This window comes from Roseisalinus antarcticus, from assembly GCF_900172355.1.
GTDB classification, from domain to species: domain Bacteria; phylum Pseudomonadota; class Alphaproteobacteria; order Rhodobacterales; family Rhodobacteraceae; genus Oceanicola; species Oceanicola antarcticus_A.
Window position 1 is genome coordinate 1 of record NZ_FWFZ01000039.1, and the last position, 19,928, is coordinate 19,928.

The 19,928-nt window shown below is 67.0% G+C and carries 23 protein-coding genes; 13 read left to right on the top strand and 10 right to left on the bottom strand.

What is annotated here, in order from left to right:
* Nucleotides 1-126: 126 nt before the first annotated feature.
* Nucleotides 127-912 (bottom strand): zinc-binding dehydrogenase, encoded by a 786-nt coding sequence (locus ROA7023_RS20065; RefSeq protein WP_085880781.1) that lies wholly within the window; start codon nt 910-912, stop codon nt 127-129.
* 266 nt (nt 913-1,178) lie between these two features.
* Here ROA7023_RS20065 and ROA7023_RS20070 point away from each other — a divergent pair, with 266 nt between their 5' ends.
* From ROA7023_RS20070 to ROA7023_RS20090, 6 genes are all read left to right on the top strand, one after another.
* Nucleotides 1,179-1,541, top strand: a complete 363-nt coding sequence (locus ROA7023_RS20070) for a helix-turn-helix domain-containing protein (protein ID WP_085880782.1) — start codon at nt 1,179-1,181, stop codon at nt 1,539-1,541.
* Between the two features lie 82 nt (nt 1,542-1,623).
* Nucleotides 1,624-2,448, top strand: coding sequence for an inositol monophosphatase family protein (locus ROA7023_RS20075; protein ID WP_085880783.1), 825 nt, complete (start codon nt 1,624-1,626; stop codon nt 2,446-2,448).
* Between the two features lie 4 nt (nt 2,449-2,452).
* On the top strand, nt 2,453-3,784 hold the full coding sequence (locus ROA7023_RS20080; RefSeq protein ID WP_268808025.1) for an 8-oxoguanine deaminase: 1,332 nt from the start codon (nt 2,453-2,455) through the stop codon (nt 3,782-3,784).
* A 143-nt stretch (nt 3,785-3,927) separates the two neighbouring features.
* The gene (locus ROA7023_RS20085) at nt 3,928-4,392 is read left to right on the top strand and encodes a CAP domain-containing protein (RefSeq protein ID WP_159458613.1); all 465 of its coding nucleotides are present in this window, start codon (nt 3,928-3,930) and stop codon (nt 4,390-4,392) included.
* Between the two features lie 412 nt (nt 4,393-4,804).
* A complete protein-coding gene (locus ROA7023_RS24590; RefSeq protein ID WP_159458614.1) occupies nt 4,805-4,957 on the top strand; it encodes a hypothetical protein in 153 nt (50 codons plus the stop codon).
* 194 nt (nt 4,958-5,151) lie between these two features.
* Nucleotides 5,152-5,613: a CAP domain-containing protein gene (locus ROA7023_RS20090; protein WP_085880786.1), complete on the top strand. Its 462-nt coding sequence runs from the start codon at nt 5,152-5,154 to the stop codon at nt 5,611-5,613.
* Between the two features lie 58 nt (nt 5,614-5,671).
* Here ROA7023_RS20090 and ROA7023_RS20095 read toward each other — a convergent pair whose 3' ends face one another.
* Nucleotides 5,672-6,121 (bottom strand): hypothetical protein, encoded by a 450-nt coding sequence (locus ROA7023_RS20095; protein WP_085880787.1) that lies wholly within the window; start codon nt 6,119-6,121, stop codon nt 5,672-5,674.
* Nucleotides 6,118-7,413, bottom strand: coding sequence for a guanine deaminase (gene guaD / locus ROA7023_RS20100; protein ID WP_085880788.1), 1,296 nt, complete (start codon nt 7,411-7,413; stop codon nt 6,118-6,120). Before guaD ends, ROA7023_RS20095 begins: the two co-directional genes overlap by 4 nt.
* Before the next feature lie 109 nt (nt 7,414-7,522).
* On the opposite strand from guaD, the gene mgtE reads away from it, so the two are divergent.
* The 5 genes from mgtE (at nt 7,523) to accC (ending at nt 12,303) form a co-directional block, all read left to right on the top strand.
* Nucleotides 7,523-8,905: a magnesium transporter gene (gene mgtE / locus ROA7023_RS20105; RefSeq protein WP_085880789.1), complete on the top strand. Its 1,383-nt coding sequence runs from the start codon at nt 7,523-7,525 to the stop codon at nt 8,903-8,905.
* Nucleotides 8,906-8,990: 85 nt separating this feature from the next.
* Entirely contained in the window at nt 8,991-9,572 is a 582-nt protein-coding gene (locus ROA7023_RS20110; protein WP_085880790.1) for a 5-formyltetrahydrofolate cyclo-ligase, read from the top strand.
* 177 nt (nt 9,573-9,749) lie between these two features.
* A complete protein-coding gene (locus ROA7023_RS20115) occupies nt 9,750-10,259 on the top strand; it encodes a hypothetical protein (protein ID WP_085880791.1) in 510 nt (169 codons plus the stop codon).
* A gap of 199 nt (nt 10,260-10,458) precedes the next feature.
* Nucleotides 10,459-10,947, top strand: a complete 489-nt coding sequence (accB, locus tag ROA7023_RS20120; protein ID WP_085880792.1) for an acetyl-CoA carboxylase biotin carboxyl carrier protein — start codon at nt 10,459-10,461, stop codon at nt 10,945-10,947.
* A 9-nt stretch (nt 10,948-10,956) separates the two neighbouring features.
* Nucleotides 10,957-12,303, top strand: coding sequence for an acetyl-CoA carboxylase biotin carboxylase subunit (accC, locus tag ROA7023_RS20125; RefSeq protein ID WP_085880793.1), 1,347 nt, complete (start codon nt 10,957-10,959; stop codon nt 12,301-12,303).
* Nucleotides 12,304-12,375: 72 nt separating this feature from the next.
* Here the strand turns inward: accC and ROA7023_RS20130 are convergent, their stop codons facing one another.
* Nucleotides 12,376-13,089 carry a class I SAM-dependent methyltransferase gene (locus tag ROA7023_RS20130; RefSeq protein WP_085880794.1) on the bottom strand — a complete coding sequence of 238 codons (714 nt, stop codon included), beginning with the start codon at nt 13,087-13,089 and terminating at the stop codon, nt 12,376-12,378.
* 55 nt (nt 13,090-13,144) lie between these two features.
* On the opposite strand from ROA7023_RS20130, the gene aat reads away from it, so the two are divergent.
* Nucleotides 13,145-13,798, top strand: a complete 654-nt coding sequence (gene aat / locus ROA7023_RS20135; RefSeq protein WP_085880795.1) for a leucyl/phenylalanyl-tRNA--protein transferase — start codon at nt 13,145-13,147, stop codon at nt 13,796-13,798.
* On the opposite strand, the gene ROA7023_RS20140 is transcribed toward aat, so the two are convergent.
* The 4 genes from ROA7023_RS20140 to ROA7023_RS20155 form a co-directional block, all read right to left on the bottom strand.
* Entirely contained in the window at nt 13,762-14,124 is a 363-nt protein-coding gene (locus tag ROA7023_RS20140) for a DUF2155 domain-containing protein (protein ID WP_234992359.1), read from the bottom strand. The genes aat and ROA7023_RS20140 overlap by 37 nt on opposite strands.
* Nucleotides 14,121-14,573: an outer membrane lipid asymmetry maintenance protein MlaD gene (gene mlaD, locus ROA7023_RS20145; RefSeq protein WP_085880796.1), complete on the bottom strand. Its 453-nt coding sequence runs from the start codon at nt 14,571-14,573 to the stop codon at nt 14,121-14,123. Before mlaD ends, ROA7023_RS20140 begins: the two co-directional genes overlap by 4 nt.
* Complete coding sequence (locus ROA7023_RS20150; protein WP_085880797.1) at nt 14,573-14,956, bottom strand: NADH:ubiquinone oxidoreductase subunit NDUFA12; 384 nt, start codon at nt 14,954-14,956, stop codon at nt 14,573-14,575. Before ROA7023_RS20150 ends, mlaD begins: the two co-directional genes overlap by 1 nt.
* A gap of 89 nt (nt 14,957-15,045) precedes the next feature.
* Nucleotides 15,046-15,846 carry a glycosyl transferase gene (locus ROA7023_RS20155; protein ID WP_085880798.1) on the bottom strand — a complete coding sequence of 267 codons (801 nt, stop codon included), beginning with the start codon at nt 15,844-15,846 and terminating at the stop codon, nt 15,046-15,048.
* 114 nt (nt 15,847-15,960) lie between these two features.
* On the opposite strand from ROA7023_RS20155, the gene ROA7023_RS20160 reads away from it, so the two are divergent.
* Complete coding sequence (locus ROA7023_RS20160; RefSeq protein ID WP_234992360.1) at nt 15,961-17,115, top strand: glycosyltransferase; 1,155 nt, start codon at nt 15,961-15,963, stop codon at nt 17,113-17,115.
* A 116-nt stretch (nt 17,116-17,231) separates the two neighbouring features.
* Here ROA7023_RS20160 and ROA7023_RS20165 read toward each other — a convergent pair whose 3' ends face one another.
* Complete coding sequence (locus ROA7023_RS20165) at nt 17,232-18,395, bottom strand: M20 aminoacylase family protein (protein ID WP_085880800.1); 1,164 nt, start codon at nt 18,393-18,395, stop codon at nt 17,232-17,234.
* Between the two features lie 120 nt (nt 18,396-18,515).
* Nucleotides 18,516-19,799, bottom strand: a complete 1,284-nt coding sequence (locus ROA7023_RS20170) for a DUF3422 family protein (RefSeq protein ID WP_370739254.1) — start codon at nt 19,797-19,799, stop codon at nt 18,516-18,518.
* Nucleotides 19,800-19,928: the final 129 nt, after the last annotated feature.

The following is a 19,928-nucleotide window of genomic DNA, read 5'->3' on the forward strand; positions in this document are numbered from 1 at the left end:
TACGCGCAAGCGCGTCAGAAATCGCAAGGTTTTCGTGGGTATCGACCAGAAACCTTGCGATTCCGGATATTATCAAAACTAGAATAAGAATACATTGTCAGATGCTTACGGGAAAATCACAGGCGACTAGCCGCCCCAATAGACCCCCTCGACCGAGACGTTCTTGACCAGCAGGTGGTTTGCCCGGATCTCGGGCAGATTGCCGCCCGCGAACCCGATGAGCAGGATCCGCGCCTCGGGCCGGCAGGCCGACAGCGCCGCGCGGAAAAGATCGCCGCCCACCGCGTCGAACACCACGTCGACACCGCCAAACGCCTTGAGCGCCCCCTTCAGATCCGGCGCCGCGCTGTCCAGCGTCTCGGCCGCGCCCGCCGCCTGCGCCGCCGCGGCCTTGTCGGCGCCCCGGGCCACCGCGATGACCCGCGCCCCCAGCGCCGCGCCGACCTCGACCGCCGCCAGCCCCACGCCGCCCCCGGCCCCCAACACCAGCAGCGTCTCGCCCGGCGCGAGCCGCCCGCGGCGGGTCAGCCCGAGGTGCGCCGTGCCGTAGGCGATCTGGAACCCGGCCGCCACCTCCGGCGGCATCCCCTCGGGCACCGCCCGGCAGCGCGACGCCGGAAAAACGCCCTGCTCCGCCAGCCCCCCCTGGCCGGAAAACACCGCGACCCGCTGGCCGGCACGCGGCCAGTCCACGCCTTCCCCCGCCGACAGGACCACGCCGCAGACTTCCAGCCCCAGGGTAAACGGTGCCGGCGGCGTCTCCTGGTAGGTGCCCCGCGCCATCAACAGGTCCGCGTGGTTCAGCCCGCAGGCCTCGATCCGCAACAGCACCTCGCCCCTGCCCGGAACGGCCACCTGCGTCTCGGCAAGGCGGGGCGGGGCGTCGTGAGAGATGACGCGGAACGCTTTCATGGACGATTCTCCAATGCCGATTACCTTGCGAAAACCCTAGTCCGCGGGGGACGCGCGAGGCCAGAAGCCAGAACACAATCCCTGGTTGAAACATCAATTTGAACAAAATCGCCGAGACATCCTATCCTTTAGGTCAGGTCGGGCAATGCAACCCTTGCGTGTTTACATCTGTATCTGCGCATATTTTTTTCATCGGACAAGATGATGCGAGTCTTTCGTCATGGCATGGGCCCGGCGAGACTTCGACAAGACCAAAGGGAGATCCCATGAAACACCCGGTTGATGAGCATGTCGGCAAGCGGATCAGACACCGCCGCTGGATGAATGGCACGACGCAACAGCAGCTTGCCGAACGCGTCGGAATCAAGTTCCAGCAGATCCAGAAATACGAGACGGGGATGAACAGGGTCAGCGCGTCGCGGCTTTGGGATATCGGCCACGCGCTTGGCGTCCCGGTCTCGTTCTTCTTCGAGGGGCTGGATGAGGCGGTGCCGACGACCGGCGATCTGCCCGGGAATATCCTGGCCGACCGCGAGGCACTCGAACTGCTGCGTTCCTATTACGCGATCCCCGAGAACCAGCGCCGGCAGCTCTTTGAACTGGCCCGCGTGCTCAGCGACGCGGCCTGACACAGCTTGACCCGGCAGGCGACCTCGCGTTACCGCCCCTCCGCAACCGCGGGGGCGGTCCGCTAGAGGGCCTGGGCAAGACATGAGAAGATTGAGTGCCGTCACCATAGCCGACATTCTGGCGACCGGTCGGGCCTGTGCCGACGCTGCGCGGCCCGAGACCTTGCGCTATTTCCGCAAGGCCTGGACGGAAGCCGACAACAAGGCCGGCCCCGGCGCCTTCGATCCGGTGACCGAGGCCGATCGCGCCGCCGAACGGGCCATGCGCGCCGTGCTGGCCCAGCGTCGGCCCGACGACGGCATTCTCGGCGAGGAATACGGCACATCCGGCGGCACCACCGGCCTGACCTGGGTGCTCGATCCGATCGACGGCACCCGCGGTTATCTTTCCGGCACCCCGACCTGGGGGGTGCTGATCTCGGTCGCGGACAGCCACGGCCCGCTGTTCGGCATCATCGACCAGCCCTATATCGGCGAGCGCTTCGAGGGCGGGCTGGGCCAGGCCAGCCTGACCGGCCCGCAGGGCGTCAGCGATCTTGCGACCCGCCCCCCGCGTCCGCTCGGCGAGGCCATTGTCCTGACCACCTTTCCAGAAGTCGGCACCGAGGCCGAGGGCCGCGCCTTTCGCGCCGTGGCCGGCCGCGCCCGGCTGACCCGCTACGGCATGGATTGCTATGCCTACGCGCTGGTGGCCTCGGGCCAGGTCGACCTGGTGATCGAGGCCGGGCTTCAGACCTACGACATCCATGCCCCGATCGCCGTGGTCGAGGCCGCGGGCGGCATCGTCACCGACTGGCGGGGCGGACCGGCCATCGAGGGCGGCCAGGTCATCGCCGCCGCCAATCCCGCGATCCATGCCGAGGCGCTCGACATCCTTGCCGGCGCACTCTCCCCCGGGACCCGGTAGCTCGGTGGCGTCCGAGCGTCTGATACGGGGCGCCCATGTCCTGACCATGGACGGCGCCGAGGGGGGCTTCGACATCCTGATCCGCGCCGGCACCATCGCCGCCGTCGGCCCGTCCCTGCCGGCAGGCGACGCTGAGGTGATCGAGGCCGCGGGCTGCACCGTGACGCCGGGCCTCGTGAACACCCACCACCACCTCTACCAGAGCCTGACCCGCGCCGTGCCGGGCGGGCAGGATGCGCTGCTTTTCGGGTGGCTCAAGACGCTCTATCCGATCTGGGCCCGCTTTGGCCCCGAAGAGATGTTCGTCTCGGCCCAGCTCGGCCTCGCCGAACTCGCCCTGTCCGGCTGCAGCATGAGCGCGGATCACCTTTACCTCTACCCGAACGGCGCCCGGCTGGACGACACGATCGCCGGCGCGCAGGAGCTTGGCCTGCGGTTCCACCCCACCCGCGGCGCGATGAGCATCGGCGAGAGCGACGGCGGCCTGCCCCCCGATGCGCTGGTCGAGGACGAGGCCGCGATCCTCGAAGATTGCATCCGCGTGGTGGACGCCTTCCACGACCCCTCGCCCGGCGCCATGGTGCGCGTTGGGCTCGCGCCGTGTTCGCCGTTCTCGGTCTCGCGCGATCTGATGCGCGACGCGGCCCTTCTGGCGCGGGACAAGGGCGTGATGCTGCACACCCACCTGGCCGAGAACGACGAGGACATCGCCTATTGCCAGGCCCGGTTCGGCTGCCGCCCCGGCCAATATGCCCAAGACCTCGGCTGGACCGGTGAGGATGTCTGGCACGCCCATTGCGTGAAGCTCGATCCGGCCGAGATCGACCTGTTTGCCGCCTCCCGCACCGGCGTCGCCCATTGCCCCTGCTCCAACTGCCGCCTGGGCTCGGGCATCGCCCCGGTCCGCGCCATGCGCGATGCGGGGGTCAAGGTCGGGCTCGGCGTCGACGGCTCGGCCTCCAACGACCAGGGCAGCCTGATCGACGAGGCCCGCCAGGCCCTTCTGTTGCAACGGGTGTCGCGCGGGGCGGACGCGATGTCGGCCCGCGAGGCGCTGTGGATCGCGACCCGCGGCGGGGCCGAAGTGCTGGGCCGCGGGGCGGAACTGGGCCGGATCGCGCCGGGCTATCGCGCCGACATCGCGATCTGGGACACCTCCGGCATCCACAGCGCCGGAAGCTGGGATCCCGCCGCCCTGGTCCTCGCCGGACCCCGCCGCGTGCGGGACCTGATCGTCGAGGGGCGGGACATTGTTCGCGATGGCGACCTAATGACCGGGGACCTGCCGGGGATCGTTTCCAAAGCGCGGAATCTCGCCCTCAATCTTGCCCGTTAACCAACTCTGATTGGTCCCAAATCAGGCACATTGCGATGGTGTCTTCAGCCCCGTGAGGCAACGGGGATCTGCTCATCATGCGACTGTCATCGCTTTGCGCGACTACACTGCTTGCGGCCTGCAGCACCGGCGGCGGGGGTTCGGTGAACGAGCCCGAAATCGCCGCGATTGCCGGTGTGCAGGAAAACTACAGCATCACCGAGGCCATCGCCGAGGTCGATCGCACCGAATTCGGCCTGCTCCTGAACGACGTGCGCAACGGCATCGGCGGGCTCGACGTCGTGATGCCGCACGACATTCTGAACCGCGTCGCGCAGGATTACAGCGACGACATCGTGACCAGCGGGCGCACGATCCAGTCCGGCGACAACCTCCATGTCGGACGGGACGGCGGCACGATTTCGGACCGGGTCCTGGGGGCCGGATACGATTACGGCTGGGTCGGCGAGAACTTCGCCCAGGGATACGACAACGGGCGGGAGGTCATCGGCGCCTGGATGGACAGCACCAGCGGGCACCGGGAGGTCATCCTGGCGCCCGAGGCGGAGGATTTCGGCATCGGGCGCGCCGACTCCACCTGGGTGCTGATCATGGGCGCGGAGAGATAGCCGGTGGCGCGGCAGAGGTTCCTTGCCGCGTGCGGCAGCGGAGCGGGTCGCGAAATGTGCCACCAGCCCAGCGGTTTCGGCGCGAATCCCCTGGACTGGTCGCGCGAATTGACCGGGAAGCGCTCCGCTCCGTCAATATCCTCGCAGTGCGCCGGGTTTCGACAATCACATCTGCTGTTCGTCGGCGGCCTGATCATTGCAGTCGGCCTCCGGCTTCGAGAGATTGGCAGGCCAGCGAAGGGTGACACCGCAACGAACAGGACGGACGGCCCGGCCGCCCTCGAGGCTGAACGGGCCCCGTTTGACGGCTCGCGATCCCGACGGCTGACCTTTCCCGCTGCTGGGGGCGCGTTAATTGCCGATTAAGTATTTCGTGCTACGGTAAAGTATGATCACATCTGACGACCCAAACATGATCGCTGACAAACACCTGGTGCAGACAAGCGCGGCGCGTCGGCTGCCCGCCCTGCCAGGTCTCGGCAACGGCTGGTGGATCCTGCCTTTTTCCATCGGCGGACTTCTCATTTGGTGGATGATCCTGCGTTTCGTGATCAGTCTTTTCTGAACCCGGAAGGGTGTGCGTCAGGGCGGCCGGAAAAATCTGGGCGGATGCGCTTTCGGTGGCGCAATCACGCGCAGCCGGGCCACCGTGCCGGCGGCAATACGCCAAGGCCGCGAGCGTTCAGCGCCGACCACTGGCCTGGCTTGCCATTGATAGTTATCCGCAAAGGTGAAACTCGCAATCCCCGATCCGTATAGATGACAACCCGCCTCGCCCTCGCCCTGTCCTGCCTCGCCCTCGCTGCCTGCTCCGTTGCCCCGCCCCCGACGGGCGGCCCGTCGCGGACATATGTTTCGACGGCATCGGCCAGCCAGACCCTGGCGGCCGACCGGCGCAATGCCGGCATTGCCCCACTCGTCCGCAACGCACGGCTGGACGCCGCGGCCCAGGCCCATGCGGAGTTCATGGCCAGAACCGGCCGAACCTCCCATGTCGGCGCCGGCGGCAGCCGGTCCGCCGACCGGGCCCGCGCGGCGGGCTATTGCTATCGCGCCCTCGCGGAGAACATCGCCTGGGGGCAATCGAGCCAGGAGGCAGCGCTGTCGGGCTGGATCGCATCGCCCGGCCATCGCCGGCACATCCTCAACGGGACGCTGCGCGACTTCGGCCTCGGAAATGCAGACGGCTATTGGGTGATGGATCTGGGCGCTCCCTGCTGATGCATGGGGGCTGATGCATCGAGGCTGAGGCCAACGTCCCCGTGCCACGAGGTGCGGCTCAGCCGCGACGGCGCCCGCCGCCCACGATCGACATAAGGACAAGCGCCGCGGCCGCCCCCGCATAGAGCCACACGCCGGCCCCCACCAGGTCGAACAAGTCCGACCGGTCCACCGGCAGATCGCTCATCACCGCGCTGGTGCGATCCCGTGCGCTGAAGACCACCCAGCCGAACGCGGCCAGCGGCAGCACCCCCGTCACCAGCGACAAGACCCGACGGAACCCGCCGATATTGGCGATCAGGCTCAGCAGGGCCACGGGAAAGCTCGCGATGAAGCACCAGATGCCCCACGGCGTGTCGACCTCGGACATCACCTCGCGGATCGCGTCGGTATTGTCCCGAATCACGTCCCAGAGCGACAGCTCGAAGACCATCGGCACCTCGAACCAGGGCAGGAATGCCGCGCCAAGGATGCCCGCGCTCAGCAGCGCCGCGATCAGTCCGTTCATGTCATCTCCACCCGTTTGCCCGCGATCCAGACATCCCGCACCGCCCGGTCGTCGCCCATCATGATCGTCGGAAAAAGCGCCTCCCACAAGTCGGTCGCCCGGTCCGTCCGCTGCGCGATCGCCGGGGTGGAGGCAAGATCGAGGACCACCAGATCGGCCTCCGCCCCCGGCCCGAGGTGACCGATGGTGCCGCCAAGATGAAGCGCCCGGGCCGAGCCCTCGGTCGCCAGCCACATCAGCTGCGCGGCATGCATGGGCGTGCCCCGAAGCTGCCCGATCTCGTAGGCCGCGGCCATCGTCCGCAGCATCGAGAACGACGAGCCGCCCCCGGTGTCCGTCGCGAGCCCGACGGAAAGCCCGCGCCCCTTCAGGCCCGCCATGTCGAACAGGCCGGAGCCGATGAAGGTGTTGGAGGTGGGGCAATGCACCACGGCCGCGCCAGTCTCGGCCAGCCGGTCGATTTCGCGCGGCTCGAGATGAATCGCATGGCCATAGAGCCCCCGTTCGCCCAGCAGGCCGAAGCGCTCGTAGGTGTCGAGATAATCCCGGGCGTCGGGGAACAGTGCGCGGACCCAGGCCACCTCGTCGGTCTGCTCGGCCAGGTGTGTCTGCATCAGGCAGTCCGGGTTGGCGGCCCAGAGCGCCCCGAGCGCCTCCAGCTGGTCGGGCGTCGAGGTCGGCGAGAAACGCGGCGTGATCGCGTAGAGGGCGCGGCCCTTGCGGTGCCACCGCGCGATCAGCGCCGCGGTGTCGTCCTGAGCGCATTGGACGGTGTCGCGCAGCCCGTCGGGCGCATTGCGGTCCATGCAGGTCTTGCCTGCGACGACCCGCATGCCGCGCTGCCGGGCCGCCTCGAAGAACAGGTCGACCGAATGCGGGTGGATCGTGCAGAACGAGCAAAGCGAGGTCGTCCCGTGCGCCAGGGCAAGGTCAAGGGTCCGCCCGGCGGTCTCTGCCGCATAGTCCGGGTCTGCCAGGCGCATTTCCTCGGGGAAGGTATAGCCGTTCAGCCAGTCGATCAGTCGCTTGCCCCAGCTTCCGATGATGGAGGACTGAGGATAGTGCATGTGCGCATCGACGAACCCGGCCGAGATCAGCGCCCGCCCGTAGTCGCGCAGCTCCGCTCCCGGATTGGCCTGGCGGAGGATATCGCCCTCGTCCACCGCCGCGATCCGGCCGTCGCGGATCAGCACGCCGCCCCGCTCGCGGTGACGGGTCACCTCGGACCAGGGGGCGGCAAACGGGTCGCCGGCAAAGGACAGCGTCTGCCCCAGAAGGATCACATCGCTCATGCGGCGCAGGATAGGCCGAAGGTCCGGCGCCGTAAATCTCTGCATTGCAGCGGCCAGCGCCTTGTTGCGACGAATGACTGCCCTATGCTCTTATCGCACTGGGGGTTGCATGAACGCCGAAGAAATCGAAGACTGGACGGAAGACGATGGCTACGGGCTGAGGCCCGAGGTCTTTGCCGCGCTGCGCGAAGGGCTGGAGGTGCGGGACGCCACCGTCATCGACGAAATCATGGACCCGCTGCATGCGGCCGACATCGCCGACCTTCTCGAACAGATCGAGCCTGAGGAACGGCGCGAGCTCATCGAGATCTGGCACGGCCGCCTCGACGGCGAGATCCTGTCCGAGATCGAGGACAACACCCGCGAAGAGATCCTCGGCTATCTCTCCCCGGCGCAGCTTTCCTTCGCCGTGCGCGACCTCGAATCCGACGATGTGGTCGACCTGGTCGAGTATCTCGACGAAGAGCAGCAGGAAGCGGTGCTCGAAGTGCTCGAACCGCTCGACCGGGTCGCGGTCGAGAAGGCGCTGGCCTATCCCGAGGAATCCGCCGGCCGCCTGATGCAGGTCGAAACGGTCCGTGCGCCGGAACACTGGACCGTTGGCGAGATGATCGACTACCTGCGGGCGCATCCAGAGGAGCTGCCCGAGCAGTTCTACCACGTGATCCTGATCGACCCGCGGATGAAACCGATCGGCAATGTCGGACTGGGGCGGCTGATGTCCTCGCGGCGCAACGTCAGGCTTCGCGACATCCGCGAAGAGATGTTCCGCACGATCCCGGTGGAGCAGGACGAGGGCGAGGTCGCCTATGCCTTCAACCAGTACCACCTGATCTCGGCCCCCGTGGTGGACGAGGACGGACGGCTGGTGGGCGTGATCACGATCGACGACGCGATGATCGTTCTGTCCGAAGAGAACGAGGAAGACCTTTTGCGGCTGGCTGGCGTGGGCGAGCACACGATCTCCGATCGGGTGGTCGCCACCACGCGCCAGCGCCTGCCCTGGCTGGCGGTGAACCTGGTCACCGCGATCCTGGCGTCGCTCGTCATCGCGATGTTCGAGGACGTGATCGCGGGATTCGTGGCGCTTGCGGTGCTGATGCCGATCGTGGCGTCGATGGGCGGCAATGCCGGGACGCAATCCCTGACGGTCGCCGTGCGCGCCATCGCGACCAAGGACCTGACCGGCTCGAACGTCCTGCGGGTGATCCGCAGAGAGGTGCTGGTCGGGCTTATCAACGGCACGATCTTCGCGGTGGTCATGGGAATCGTAGGTCTGGTCTGGTTCGGATCACCCATGCTTGGCCTCGTGATCGCCATCGCAATGGTCATAAACTTGGTGGTCGCGGGATTGGCCGGCACCGTGATCCCCGTCGCGCTGGAGAAGGTCGGCGTCGATCCGGCCCTCGCATCCGGGGCATTCGTCACCACGGTCACAGACGTGGTGGGGTTTCTGGCCTTCCTCGGCCTCGCGGCCCTGATATTGCTGTGAGCCGCCCGCCGGTCTCGACAGGCCCCAGAATATTCGCGAATATTCTGGTCAGAATTTTCGGAGAAAATTCTGGGGCGCTGAACCAATGACCGAGTCGGGTGACACGGCAGTGGGCCCCGCCAAGGCCGCGGCGCGAGCGGCGGCCCTTGCGCGGCGCAAACTGGCCCACGAAGCCGCGACGGGCCCGGGCGGCCAGCTGTCCTCGGTCCTCGCGGGCCACCGCGGTGTCCCGATCTCCGGGTATCTGCCCATCCGCACAGAGATCGACCCGCGACCCGCTATGGAGGAGGCCTCGGCCCACGGCCCGGTCGGCGTCCCGGTCATCGTCGGGGCCGGACAGCCCTTGGCCTTTCACCTGTGGGAGCCCGACTGCCCGCTCCGCCCCGGCCCATTCGGCGCCCCCGTCCCGGCGACTGGCCGGCCGATGGTGCCGCAGATCCTGATCGTTCCGCTGATGGCGTTCGACCGCGAGGGGCGGCGGCTCGGCTATGGCGGCGGCTTCTACGACAGAACTCTGCAGATCCTGCGCCGTCAGGGCCCCGTGATGGCGATCGGCTTTGCCTATGCCGCGCAGGAGGCCAACGATCTTCCCACGGAGCCGACCGACGAGCCGCTCGACCTAATCGTCACCGAAGCGGGCGTTCTCGACGTGCCGCGCCGGACATAGGCGAACGCCCGCCTCACCGGGACCGCCCGCGACCATTAACCAACCTCTCGTTTTCCGCACCCACGTTAACGTCTCGGGCACACGTTACTGACATCTTCATATTCATGTAGAAGCCCTTAAACCTTGGAGGTCAGCATGCAGATCAGCCTGCGCCCCTTATACCCAACGCCCCCGGTCATGGTCGACACACGGCCGACCGCAGATGCCGCCGCCATCGTGCGCGATCCCCGCCCCGACATCCCCCTGCCCATCCCGCCCGGCCAGGGACAGACCGCCGCGACACTGAGCGCGTCGCTCGTAGGCGCCGCGCACGACAGCGCCCGGGCAGAGGCCGACCGCAAGGTGACCTCGGTCGCTCCGATCGAGAGGACCCTGAAGCCATACGGGGTCGCGATGTTGCCCGACGAAGCCGCCCGCCGGGCCGCTGCGGACCAGGCGCGCGAGGCGGCCCGCGCCGCGCAGCAAGCCACCGTCGCGGAGGCACAGGCCAAGCGCGACACCCAAAGCGCGGAGGTCGCCCAACGCGATGCGGAACAGGCCGAGGCCGTGGTGACCGCCAAGGTCGCCCAGGCAGAGGCGGACCGGACCGCAGGCGCGGGCGACGGCGCCGTCGACGACGCATCGAAGGAGGCAGCCGCACAGTCCATGCCCGTCGAATCGGTCACGGACCAACAGGCTGCCTCCTGAGCCTGGCTTCCGAGGGTCCGGCGAGGCTTTTCACCTCCACTTTTGGTGTCACCTGCGCCCTCGCCTCGCACATTTAGCTTTCGGGGCCGCTTTTCCCCCCGGATTGCCTCGCGTATAACTCGCGTATAAGCAGTCGGACAGAAGGTCCGACGCGCTGTCGTCCGGACCGATCGAAAGCGCCATTGGCCCGAGGACGTACATGAGCAACAGCCCTTCCAACGACAGTGACGTGAGCTTCATACGTGCGCTGGCGGAACTCTTGCGCGAGAACGATCTGACCGAACTGACGGTCAAGCGCGAGTTCGGTGAGAACGACAGCCTCAATGTCACGGTAAGCCGCCAGACCATTGCGGTCGCAGCACAGTCCGCTCCTCCGCCCCCGTCTGCACCGGCCCCCGCCCCAGCCGCCGCGGCCGCCCCCGCCGCCTCGGCGGATGCGGATCCCGCGACGCTTCCCGGTGCGGTCAATTCTCCCATGGTCGGCACCGCCTACCTGCAGGGCGAACCCGGCGCCGACCCTTTCGTCAGCGTAGGCAAGGTCGTGAAGGAAGGTGAAACCGTCCTGATCATCGAGGCGATGAAGACCATGAACCAGATCCCGGCCCCCCGGTCGGGCACCGTGAAGCGGGTGTTCGTGGAGGACGGAACCCCCGTTGAATATGGTGCGCCCCTGATGATCATCGAGTAGGGCCAGGCCATGTTCGAAAAGATCCTCATCGCCAACCGCGGAGAAATCGCCCTGCGGGTCATCCGCGCCTGCCGGGAAATGGGCATCACCTCGGTGGCGGTCCATTCCACCGCCGATGCGGATGCGATGCACGTTCGCATGGCCGACGAGGCGATCTGCATCGGGCCGCCGCCGTCGCCGCAAAGCTACCTGTCGATCCCCTCGATCATTTCGGCCTGCGAGATCACGGGCGCCCAGGCGATCCACCCCGGCTACGGTTTCCTGTCCGAGAATGCCGCCTTCGTGCAGGTGCTCGAGGATCACGGGATCACCTTCATCGGGCCCTCAGCCGAACATATCCGGGTGATGGGCGACAAGATCACGGCCAAGGACACGATGAAGGCCCTCGGCGTGCCCTGCGTGCCCGGCTCCGACGGCGGCGTGGCCGATGTGGAGGCGGCGCGGAAGATCGGGGCCGAGATCGGCTATCCCGTGATCATCAAGGCCACTGCCGGCGGCGGCGGGCGCGGGATGAAGGTCGCGCGGTCCGATTCCGAGGTGATCAACGCGTTCCAGACCGCCCGGTCGGAGGCCAAGAACGCCTTCGGCAATGACGAAGTCTACATGGAGAAGTATCTCACCACACCGCGCCACATCGAGATCCAGGTGTTCGGCGACGGCAAGGGCAACGCGGTCCACCTCGGAGAGCGGGATTGCTCCCTGCAGCGGCGCCACCAGAAGGTGCTGGAAGAGGCGCCCGGCCCCTCGATCACGCCTGAAGAACGCGCCCGCATCGGGGCTATCTGTGCCGCGGCGGTCGCCAAGATCGACTATATCGGCGCAGGCACGATCGAATTTCTCTACGAGAACGGCGAGTTCTACTTCATCGAGATGAACACCCGCCTGCAGGTCGAACACCCCGTGACCGAAGGCATCTTCGGCGTGGACCTCGTGCGCGAACAGATCAACGTGGCGGCCGGCCTGCCGATGTCCTTCGTGCAGGAAGACCTGACGATCAACGGCCATGCGATCGAAGTGCGGATCAACGCCGAAAAGCTGCCGACATTCTCACCCTCGCCGGGCAAGATCAGCCAATATCATGCCCCCGGCGGCCTGGGCGTGCGGATCGATTCGGCCCTCTTCGACGGCTACCGGATCCCGCCCTATTACGACAGCCTGATCGGCAAGCTGATCGTCCACGGGCGCGATCGGCCCGAGGCGCTGGCCCGGCTCTCTCGGGCGCTGGGCGAATTGATTGTGGACGGGGTGGATACCACGATCCCGCTGTTCCGCGCCTTGCTCGCGGAAAAGGACATCCAGGCCGGAAGCTACAATATCCATTGGCTCGAGCACTGGCTTGAAAAGAACCTCGGCTAGCAAGGGGGCCTCAGAATATTCGCGAATATTCTGTCCCCGCTCCCAGAAAATTCGCGAATTTTCTGCCACCGCTCAGGGGCTGGCGGGCCGCAATAGGCAGGTGCCGCGCCGTTTGCGTTCCGGGCGGTAGTAATCGAAGAGGTTCTTGCGCTCCGGCCCTTTCAGACGGTCCCAGTCCAGCCACTCGGTCTGGTATCCCAGGACCTCGGCCATCAGCGCCGTGGCCGCGCGGGACGGAATGCCAATGACCGCCACCTCCTGCCCGTCGACCTGTTCGATCGCGTTCAGGTGCTTCTCGGTCTTCTCCTTGGCCAGTGTGATCGTCGGTCCCGGCCGCAGCGAAAACTCGCTGTCCACGATCACCACTCGGGGCTTGAGCTGCGTCACAAGGCGCAGCAGCCGGAAATGATCCATGATGTGATAGAAGATGCCCAGAACGCCCACCACATCGAAGGTCTCCCCCTTTCGCACCATCTCTTCCAGCGCGTCGAAGATGTCGCCCTGCCGCAGATCCACCTTCTGACGGAGCTCCGGATCCGGGAAATGCGCATAGCGCGCCACAAGCTCCGCCCGCCCCTCCACCGCGATCACCTCCCGCGCCCCGGCCTCGGCGAAGGCATGGGACCAGCGCCCGTCGTGGGCCGCAAGATCCAGCACCCGCGCACCGGCAATCTCGTCCCGCAGCGGCGCGATCAGCATCCCGTGGCGTTTGTTGAGCCGATCGACGGAGGTCGCGTCGTCCTGATACCGCGGCAAAGCCGTCAGAAAATCGAAAAAACCTGCCATCTGCCTGCCCGTCCTCTTGACCTTGTGCCTCAGGCTAGCGCCTGAATTGGGCGAGATGAAGGACGAACACCCCACCCTGACCCCGGAACTGCTGCTGACCGCCTATGGCACGGGCATCTTCCCGATGGCCGAGCGGCGCGGCGACCCCGAGATATTCTGGGTCGACCCCCGGATGCGCGGCGTGATGCCCCTCGACGGCTTTCACATCTCCCGCTCGCTCGCCCGCCGGATCCGGCGCGAGCGCTACCGGGTGACGACGGACCGGGCCTTTGCCGCGGTGGTGGAAGGCTGCGCCGACCGGGAAGAGACCTGGATCAACGATACGATCTTCGGCCTCTACGACGCACTTCACAGCAGCGGCCATGCCCATTCGCTGGAAGTCTGGTCGGCCGAGGGCGACCTGGTCGGCGGGGTCTACGGCGTCTGCCTAGGCGCGGCCTTCTTCGGCGAAAGCATGTTCAGCCGGGCCACCGACGCCTCCAAGATCGCACTTGCCTACATGGTGGATCGCCTGCGGATCGGCGGCTTTCGGCTGTTCGACACGCAGTTCCTGACGCCGCACCTGGCAAGTCTCGGCGGGGCCGAGATCTCACGCCGGGCCTACCGGGTGGCACTGGCCGACGCGCTGCGCCACACAGCCGATTTCGATGCGCAAGGGTGGAGTCCGTCGGGTCAGGAGGTCGTGCAGCGCAGCACCCAGACATCGTAGCGCGGGTGATCGAGCGCATTGAGCGCAGGCGAAGATGCGATCATCCACCCGCGGAACACCGGTTCCGCCAGGTTGCGATAATAGATGTTGAGCAAGGCATAGGCATCGCCGGACGGGTTGCCCGAGGGATACCGGCACTCGCCAAGCTGAATCTCCAGCAGCCCTTGCTGGCTGGTGCTGCCCGACGTCATCTCGATGTCGTCGACCTGGCCCGTCTGCTTGTCGAGCAAGCGCAGCATCGCGCCCGCCCCCTCGATCACCTGCTGCGCACCCGCACCGCCCGCGACGAGCGCCAGCAGCGCGGCCGCGGCAAGCGTCCGGGTCACGGCGGGTCTCCGCTGCCGCCCACATAGCGCAGCAACAGCGTGATCAGGCTGACCGCGCCCTGGGTGTCCTCGAACATCGCCCCTTCGGCGAAATAGTCGAACGAGCCGCCGGGCACGATCTCCATGAAGGACCCGCCCAAAAGCCCCTCGGAGGCCACTGCGAGAGAGCTGTCGTCGGGCACCAGCACCCCGTCGCGCACCGAAATGGTCATGTCCGCGCGATAGGTATCCAGGTTGAGGTCGAGCGAAGTCACCGTGCCGACCTTGACGCCGGCCATTCGCACATCCGTGCCCACCGAGATCCCTTCGGCCGAGCGGAAATTGGCGACCAGCTCGTAGCCATCCGAACGGGTCGTCAGGCCGGTGGCCTGTGTCATGTAGAACAGGAACGCCAATGCGAACGCGAGGACCGCGCCGCCGGCTATGACCTCGGTCGGGTTCTCTCGCATTATTCGGGCGTCCATGCCTCGTAATCGGTCCGCGGCAGCGGCTCGGCCCGCAGGATCGACCCCTTGGGTGCATAGGCCCGGTCCGTCCCGGTCAGGTTCGGCAGGTGCTCTTTTTCCCAGGCCTTGTGAACCAGCGGTCTGTCGGACGGTGTCTCGGCCCAGGTGTGGTGCAGCCAGCCGTGCCAGTCGGGCGACACGCGGCTGCCCTCGATCTCGCCGTTGTAGATCACCCAGCGCTTCGAATCGTCCGCGTTGCGATAGTAGATGTTGCCCTGGGCATCCTCGCCCACGCGCTCGCCCTTGCGCCAGGTCATGAACTGGGTGTTCAGGGTCTGGCCGTCCCACCAGGTAAAGAGCCGCTTGATATAGGTTCCGACAGCCATCGTGTCCCTCCGGATGCTTGGCCCCGTCTTGCCGCATCTGGGCGCAGAGGTCCAGTGGCCCGAGTGTCACGGGGCACGAAGTGGCGGGCTCAGGCCCAGTCGGCCCCCAGATCGGCACGTGCGCGGTCGATCCAGTGCTCGGCCAGCCACGGAACGGGTCGCGCCGCCCGCAACCAGGAGCCGGCATAGCCCGACACGGCCTCGGGCATCTTGGGACGGCCGTGAAAGCAGACCACCCGCGCATCCGCCGGCAGCCTGGCGGGCCGGAGCCAGTTCACCGGGGGCAGGCCGAGGCAATCGTGCTTGAAGCTGACGACAAGATCGTTCGGGATATAGGCGAAATCGCCCCGCGCCTGGGCCTTGCTGGAGGTATAGCGCTGCTCGGACCCCCGTGCGCGGGCCACCTCCGCCCCCGGGGCCCGGGCGATCTCGTCATAGAGGTATCCGTGCCGCGCGGGATCGAATCGAAAGACCGAGCCGTGCCCGGTCGGCCGGCCGCGCCGCGCCTCGACCCAATCCGCCCGCATCGCGAGCTTGCCCGGCGCCATCTCCCAGATCGGGGTGAGGTCGCCGGTGATCACCACATCGAGGTCGAACCCGAGGACCGGGCCGGCAAGCCCCTCGATCAACCCCGGCCGAAACAGCGAGACCTTGCGCATTGCCCCTTGCCGGTTGGCGACCGCAAGCGCGGCCGACATCTCGGCGTGGAACGGCTCCTCCGGCAAATGCAGGATCTCGACCTCCGGATGCAGCCCCTCGGCCGCGTCGGTCATGCAGATGAACCGGACACGGCCGGGCATGTGCCGCCGCACCCCGGAATAGAGTCGGTTCACGTATTCCGGCCCGAAGGCCGTGCCCCACTTGATGCAGGCAATGGTCGCTGTTTCCATGGCTTTTTCGCCTCACTTCGGCGCCTTATCCCGCTCTTTGACCCCCTGGGCAAGATGCGCCCCTTTTCCAACGCGACGGCCCGTGGCAAAGCGTCATCCAACAGGAGCTGCCAAGTGCCCAAGAGTGAGCGCCCCCCGGTGCTCGGAATCGTTACCAGCACGTATCACCGGTCTGGGGAGACTTTCGTAAATCACCACATCGACCGCCTTCTGGGCGGCAACACGGTTGTGGTCTGCAACCGGTTTTCCGGTGAGAACCCCTATGACCGCCCCGTCTTCGACCTGACCGGCGGCCCGACACGGGCGCTCGACCGGCTGCTTGCGCCGCCGGCAATGCTGACGGGCTACCTGCGCCACCGCGCCCTGAACCTGCCCCACGGCGCCAGGCGGCGTGATCTCGCCGCATTCCTGCGCGAGCACGAGGTGCGCGTGATCCTGGCCGAGTTCGGGAACCGCGCGATCCAGATCGCCCCGCTGGCCAATGCCCTGGGGATCCCGATCTTCGCCTATTTCCGGGGCTTCGACGCCTCCAAGCTGCTGCGAGAGCCGCTCTTCGTGCCCGCCTACAAACGGCTGATGCCGCGCCTGGCCGGCGTTTTCTCCGTCAGCCAGTTCCTGCTCGACAACCTCGGCCAGCACGGCATCCGCCATGCCAACGCCCGTGTCGTGCCGTCGGGCGCCGACACCAGCTTCTTCGTCCCCGGCGACAAGGTGCCGGCAGAGGCGGTCGCCGTCGGCCGCTTCGTCGACAAGAAGGCGCCCCAGGTGACCATCCAGGCCTTTCTCGACGGCGCCCGCCATGTTCACGGCGCCCATCTGCACATGATCGGCGATGGCCCCCTGCTCGAGCCCTGCCGCCGGATGGCCGAGGCGAAGGCCCCCGGCCGCATCACCTTCCACGGCGCCCAGGACCGCGACACGATCCGCGACCGGCTGGCCCGGGCGAGCCTCTTCCTCCAGCATTCCGTCACAGAGCCCAACGGCAACACCGAAGGCCTGCCCAGCTCGATCCAGGAGGCGATGGCCGCCGGCTGCGCCGTGGTCTCCACCCGGCACGCCGGCATCCCCGAGGCGGTGACCGAAGGCATGACCGGGCGGCTCGTCGACGAGCACGACAACCGCGGCTTCGCCACGGCGATCGGCGACCTCCTGCATCGGCCCGAGACGGCGATCGCGATGGGCGTCTCCGCCCGCCGCGTCGCGGTCGAGCGGTTCAACAAGACAACCCTGACCCAACGGATCGAAAAGGCCCTGCACGCCGCGCTCTAGGCGTCCACGACGGCCAAGAGCGCCAACCCGAGAAGCGGCCCACAAGGGCCGCGCCGAGACATCCTGTGCGCACGGCCACGTGCGCTCAATTTGGCTGACGCCGCCCGCCGCGGCCCTCAGGCCGCTGGCATCCGTCGTTCGACCACCTCGGCCCACCAGGAACAGCCCGCCGGGATCGCATCGTCGTCGAAATTGTAGGCCGGGTGGTGCACCGCCGCGGTGTCCCCGTTGCCAACCAGAATATAGGCGCCTGGCCGCTGGTTGAGGAAAAAGGCGAAATCCTCACCCCCCATGATCAGCGGCGCGTCGTCGCAATCTCCCGCCACGGCGCGCGCCGCGTCGGCGGCATGGCCGGTCTCGGCCTCGTGGTTGGCCATCACCGGGTAATTACGCTTGTAAACCACCCGTGCCGTCGCCCCGAAGGCCTCGGCCGTGCCTTTGGCGATCGTGTTCAGCCGCTCTTCGGCGAGGTCCCTCACCGCTTCGTTCAGGGTGCGGACCGTGCCCAGCATCCGGACGCGCTGCGGCAAGACGTTGTAGGCCTGCGACGAGCTCTCCAGCGCCGTGACAGACACCACGCATTGCTCGACCGGATCGACGGTCCGGCTCACGATGGTCTGCAGCGCCAGCGTCACATGCGCCGCGACCACGTTGCTGTCGATCGTCTCGTGCGGCTTGGCCGCATGGCCGCCCTTGCCCTCGATCACGATCTCGAAAAGGTCGGTGGCGGCAAAGAACGGCCCCGTCCGGATCGCGAAGCGGCCGACCTCGATCCCCGGCCAATTGTGCATCCCGTAGATCTCCTGCACGTTCCAGCGTTCCAGGATGCCTTCGTCGCACATGACCCGTCCACCGCCGCCGCCCTCTTCGGCAGGCTGAAAGATCACCACGACGGTGCCGTCGAAATTCCGGGTCTCCGAGAGGTATTTCGCCGCCCCCAGCAGCATCGCGGTATGGCCGTCGTGGCCGCAGGCATGCATCTTGCCCGGCACTTTCGAGGCATAGTCGAGCCCGGTCTGCTCTTCGATCGGCAGCGCGTCCATGTCCGCACGAAGTGCGACGACCCGTCCGCCGGTGTCGGCCTTGCCCCGGATCACCCCGACGACTCCGGTCTCGGCGATGCCTGTCACCACCTCGTCACAGCCGAACGCCCGCAGCTTTTCTGCCACGACGGCGCCGGTGCGATGGGTGTCGAACAGCAATTCCGGGTTCTGGTGCAGGTCCCGTCGCCACTCGGTGATCTCGGGCAGAAGCTCGGCAAAACGGTTCTTGATCGGCATCGGGCGCTCTCCAGTCGTTTCAGGCTTGTGACCTTACTTGGCGCGGGATGGGCGCACCGGCAAGACCCGCAGGCCGATTCCGACGCGCTGCGCGGCCGGCCCGAACCCCGGCCGCAGGCCTCAGTCCTTCCCCACCGACCGCCGGATCCGCCGCACCGCCCCCCAGACCGCAAGGATCACCAGCGGCGTCGCCAGAGCCCCGATCACGGTCTTGGACACGCCCGCGCTCTCGCCCAGCGGGGCCAGAAGATACAGCACCAGATTGACCGCATAGTAGCTGATCGCCACGACGGACAGACCTTCGACCGTCTCCTGCAACCGCAGCTGCATGTCCGAGCGCCGATCCATGCTTTCCAGCAGCGACTGGTTCTGGGCCGAGCGTTCCACATCCACCTGGGTGCGCAGCAGGTCGCCCGCCCGCAGCGCCCGGTCCGACATCGCCTGAAGCCGGCTTTCGGTCGACTTCACCGTCCGCATCGCCGGATCGAACCGCCGCATCATGAATTCCGCAAAGGTCTGCCGGCCGCCGAAGCGCTGCTCGCGCAGCACGTCGATCCTCTGGTTCACGATGGTCTCGTAGGCTCCGGTCGCCCCGAAGCGGAACGAGCTCTGGGCCACGATCGTCTCCAGCTCGGCCGAGATCGTCAGCAGCGATTGCAGCGTCTCCTCGGGCCGCGCGAGCGGGCCGGTCATGTCGGACACCAGCGTCGTCAGCCGGGTCTCGATGGCATTCAACCGCCCGCCCATGTCACGAACCATGAACAGGCCGAGCATGGACATCGCCTTGTAAGTCTCGATCTCGCACAGGCGCTGCATCACCCGGCCCGCCCGCTGCGCCCCGGTCCCGGGCTGGGCAAACACGGCAAAGCGCATGTGCCCCGACGGGTCGATCCGGAAATCGCCCGCGACCACCAGCTGGTTGTCGAGAACGCGGCTGATGGCAAGGCTTTCGGACACGAACCAGTCATTCACCTTTTCGGGAATGCCGTCGTCGGACTCCGCCGCCTCGATCCGGATCAGCGCCGAGGTCAGCCGCATGCCGGGCGCCTCCGAGAGCCAATCCTCGGGAAAGAGCTTGAAGGTCTCGGCGTCGAAGGGCCGGTTGGCCAGCCCGTCGCCGAAAATCGTGAAGGTCACGAACTCGGTATGGCTTTCCCACTTCAGTCGGTGTTTGCCGATGTCCCCGAAATAATGCGTGGCCCCCGGCTGGGGATGTTTCGCGCCGTAGCGATCCAGAAGCGCGATGAGATGAGCACGGTCGGCCTCGCGGTCGCGGCCCGCGGCATTCGACGCCGGCTTCAGCGCCAGATAGGCGGCCCGCGCCGGCGGCTCGACGATGGGAAACGGGCGCGCGTGTAGCTCGTTTGCCATGGGATAGCGCTGTGGATGGTCTTCGATCGGCATCGGCACACTCTCGGCAGTTTCGTCATACCTAGACCAATCCGCGCGACTGTAAACCGAAAAAACCTGCCAAGACAAATGGTTAGCGGCGCACAATCGTATACCGTGCGCCGCTGCAAGGGGTTTGACGGA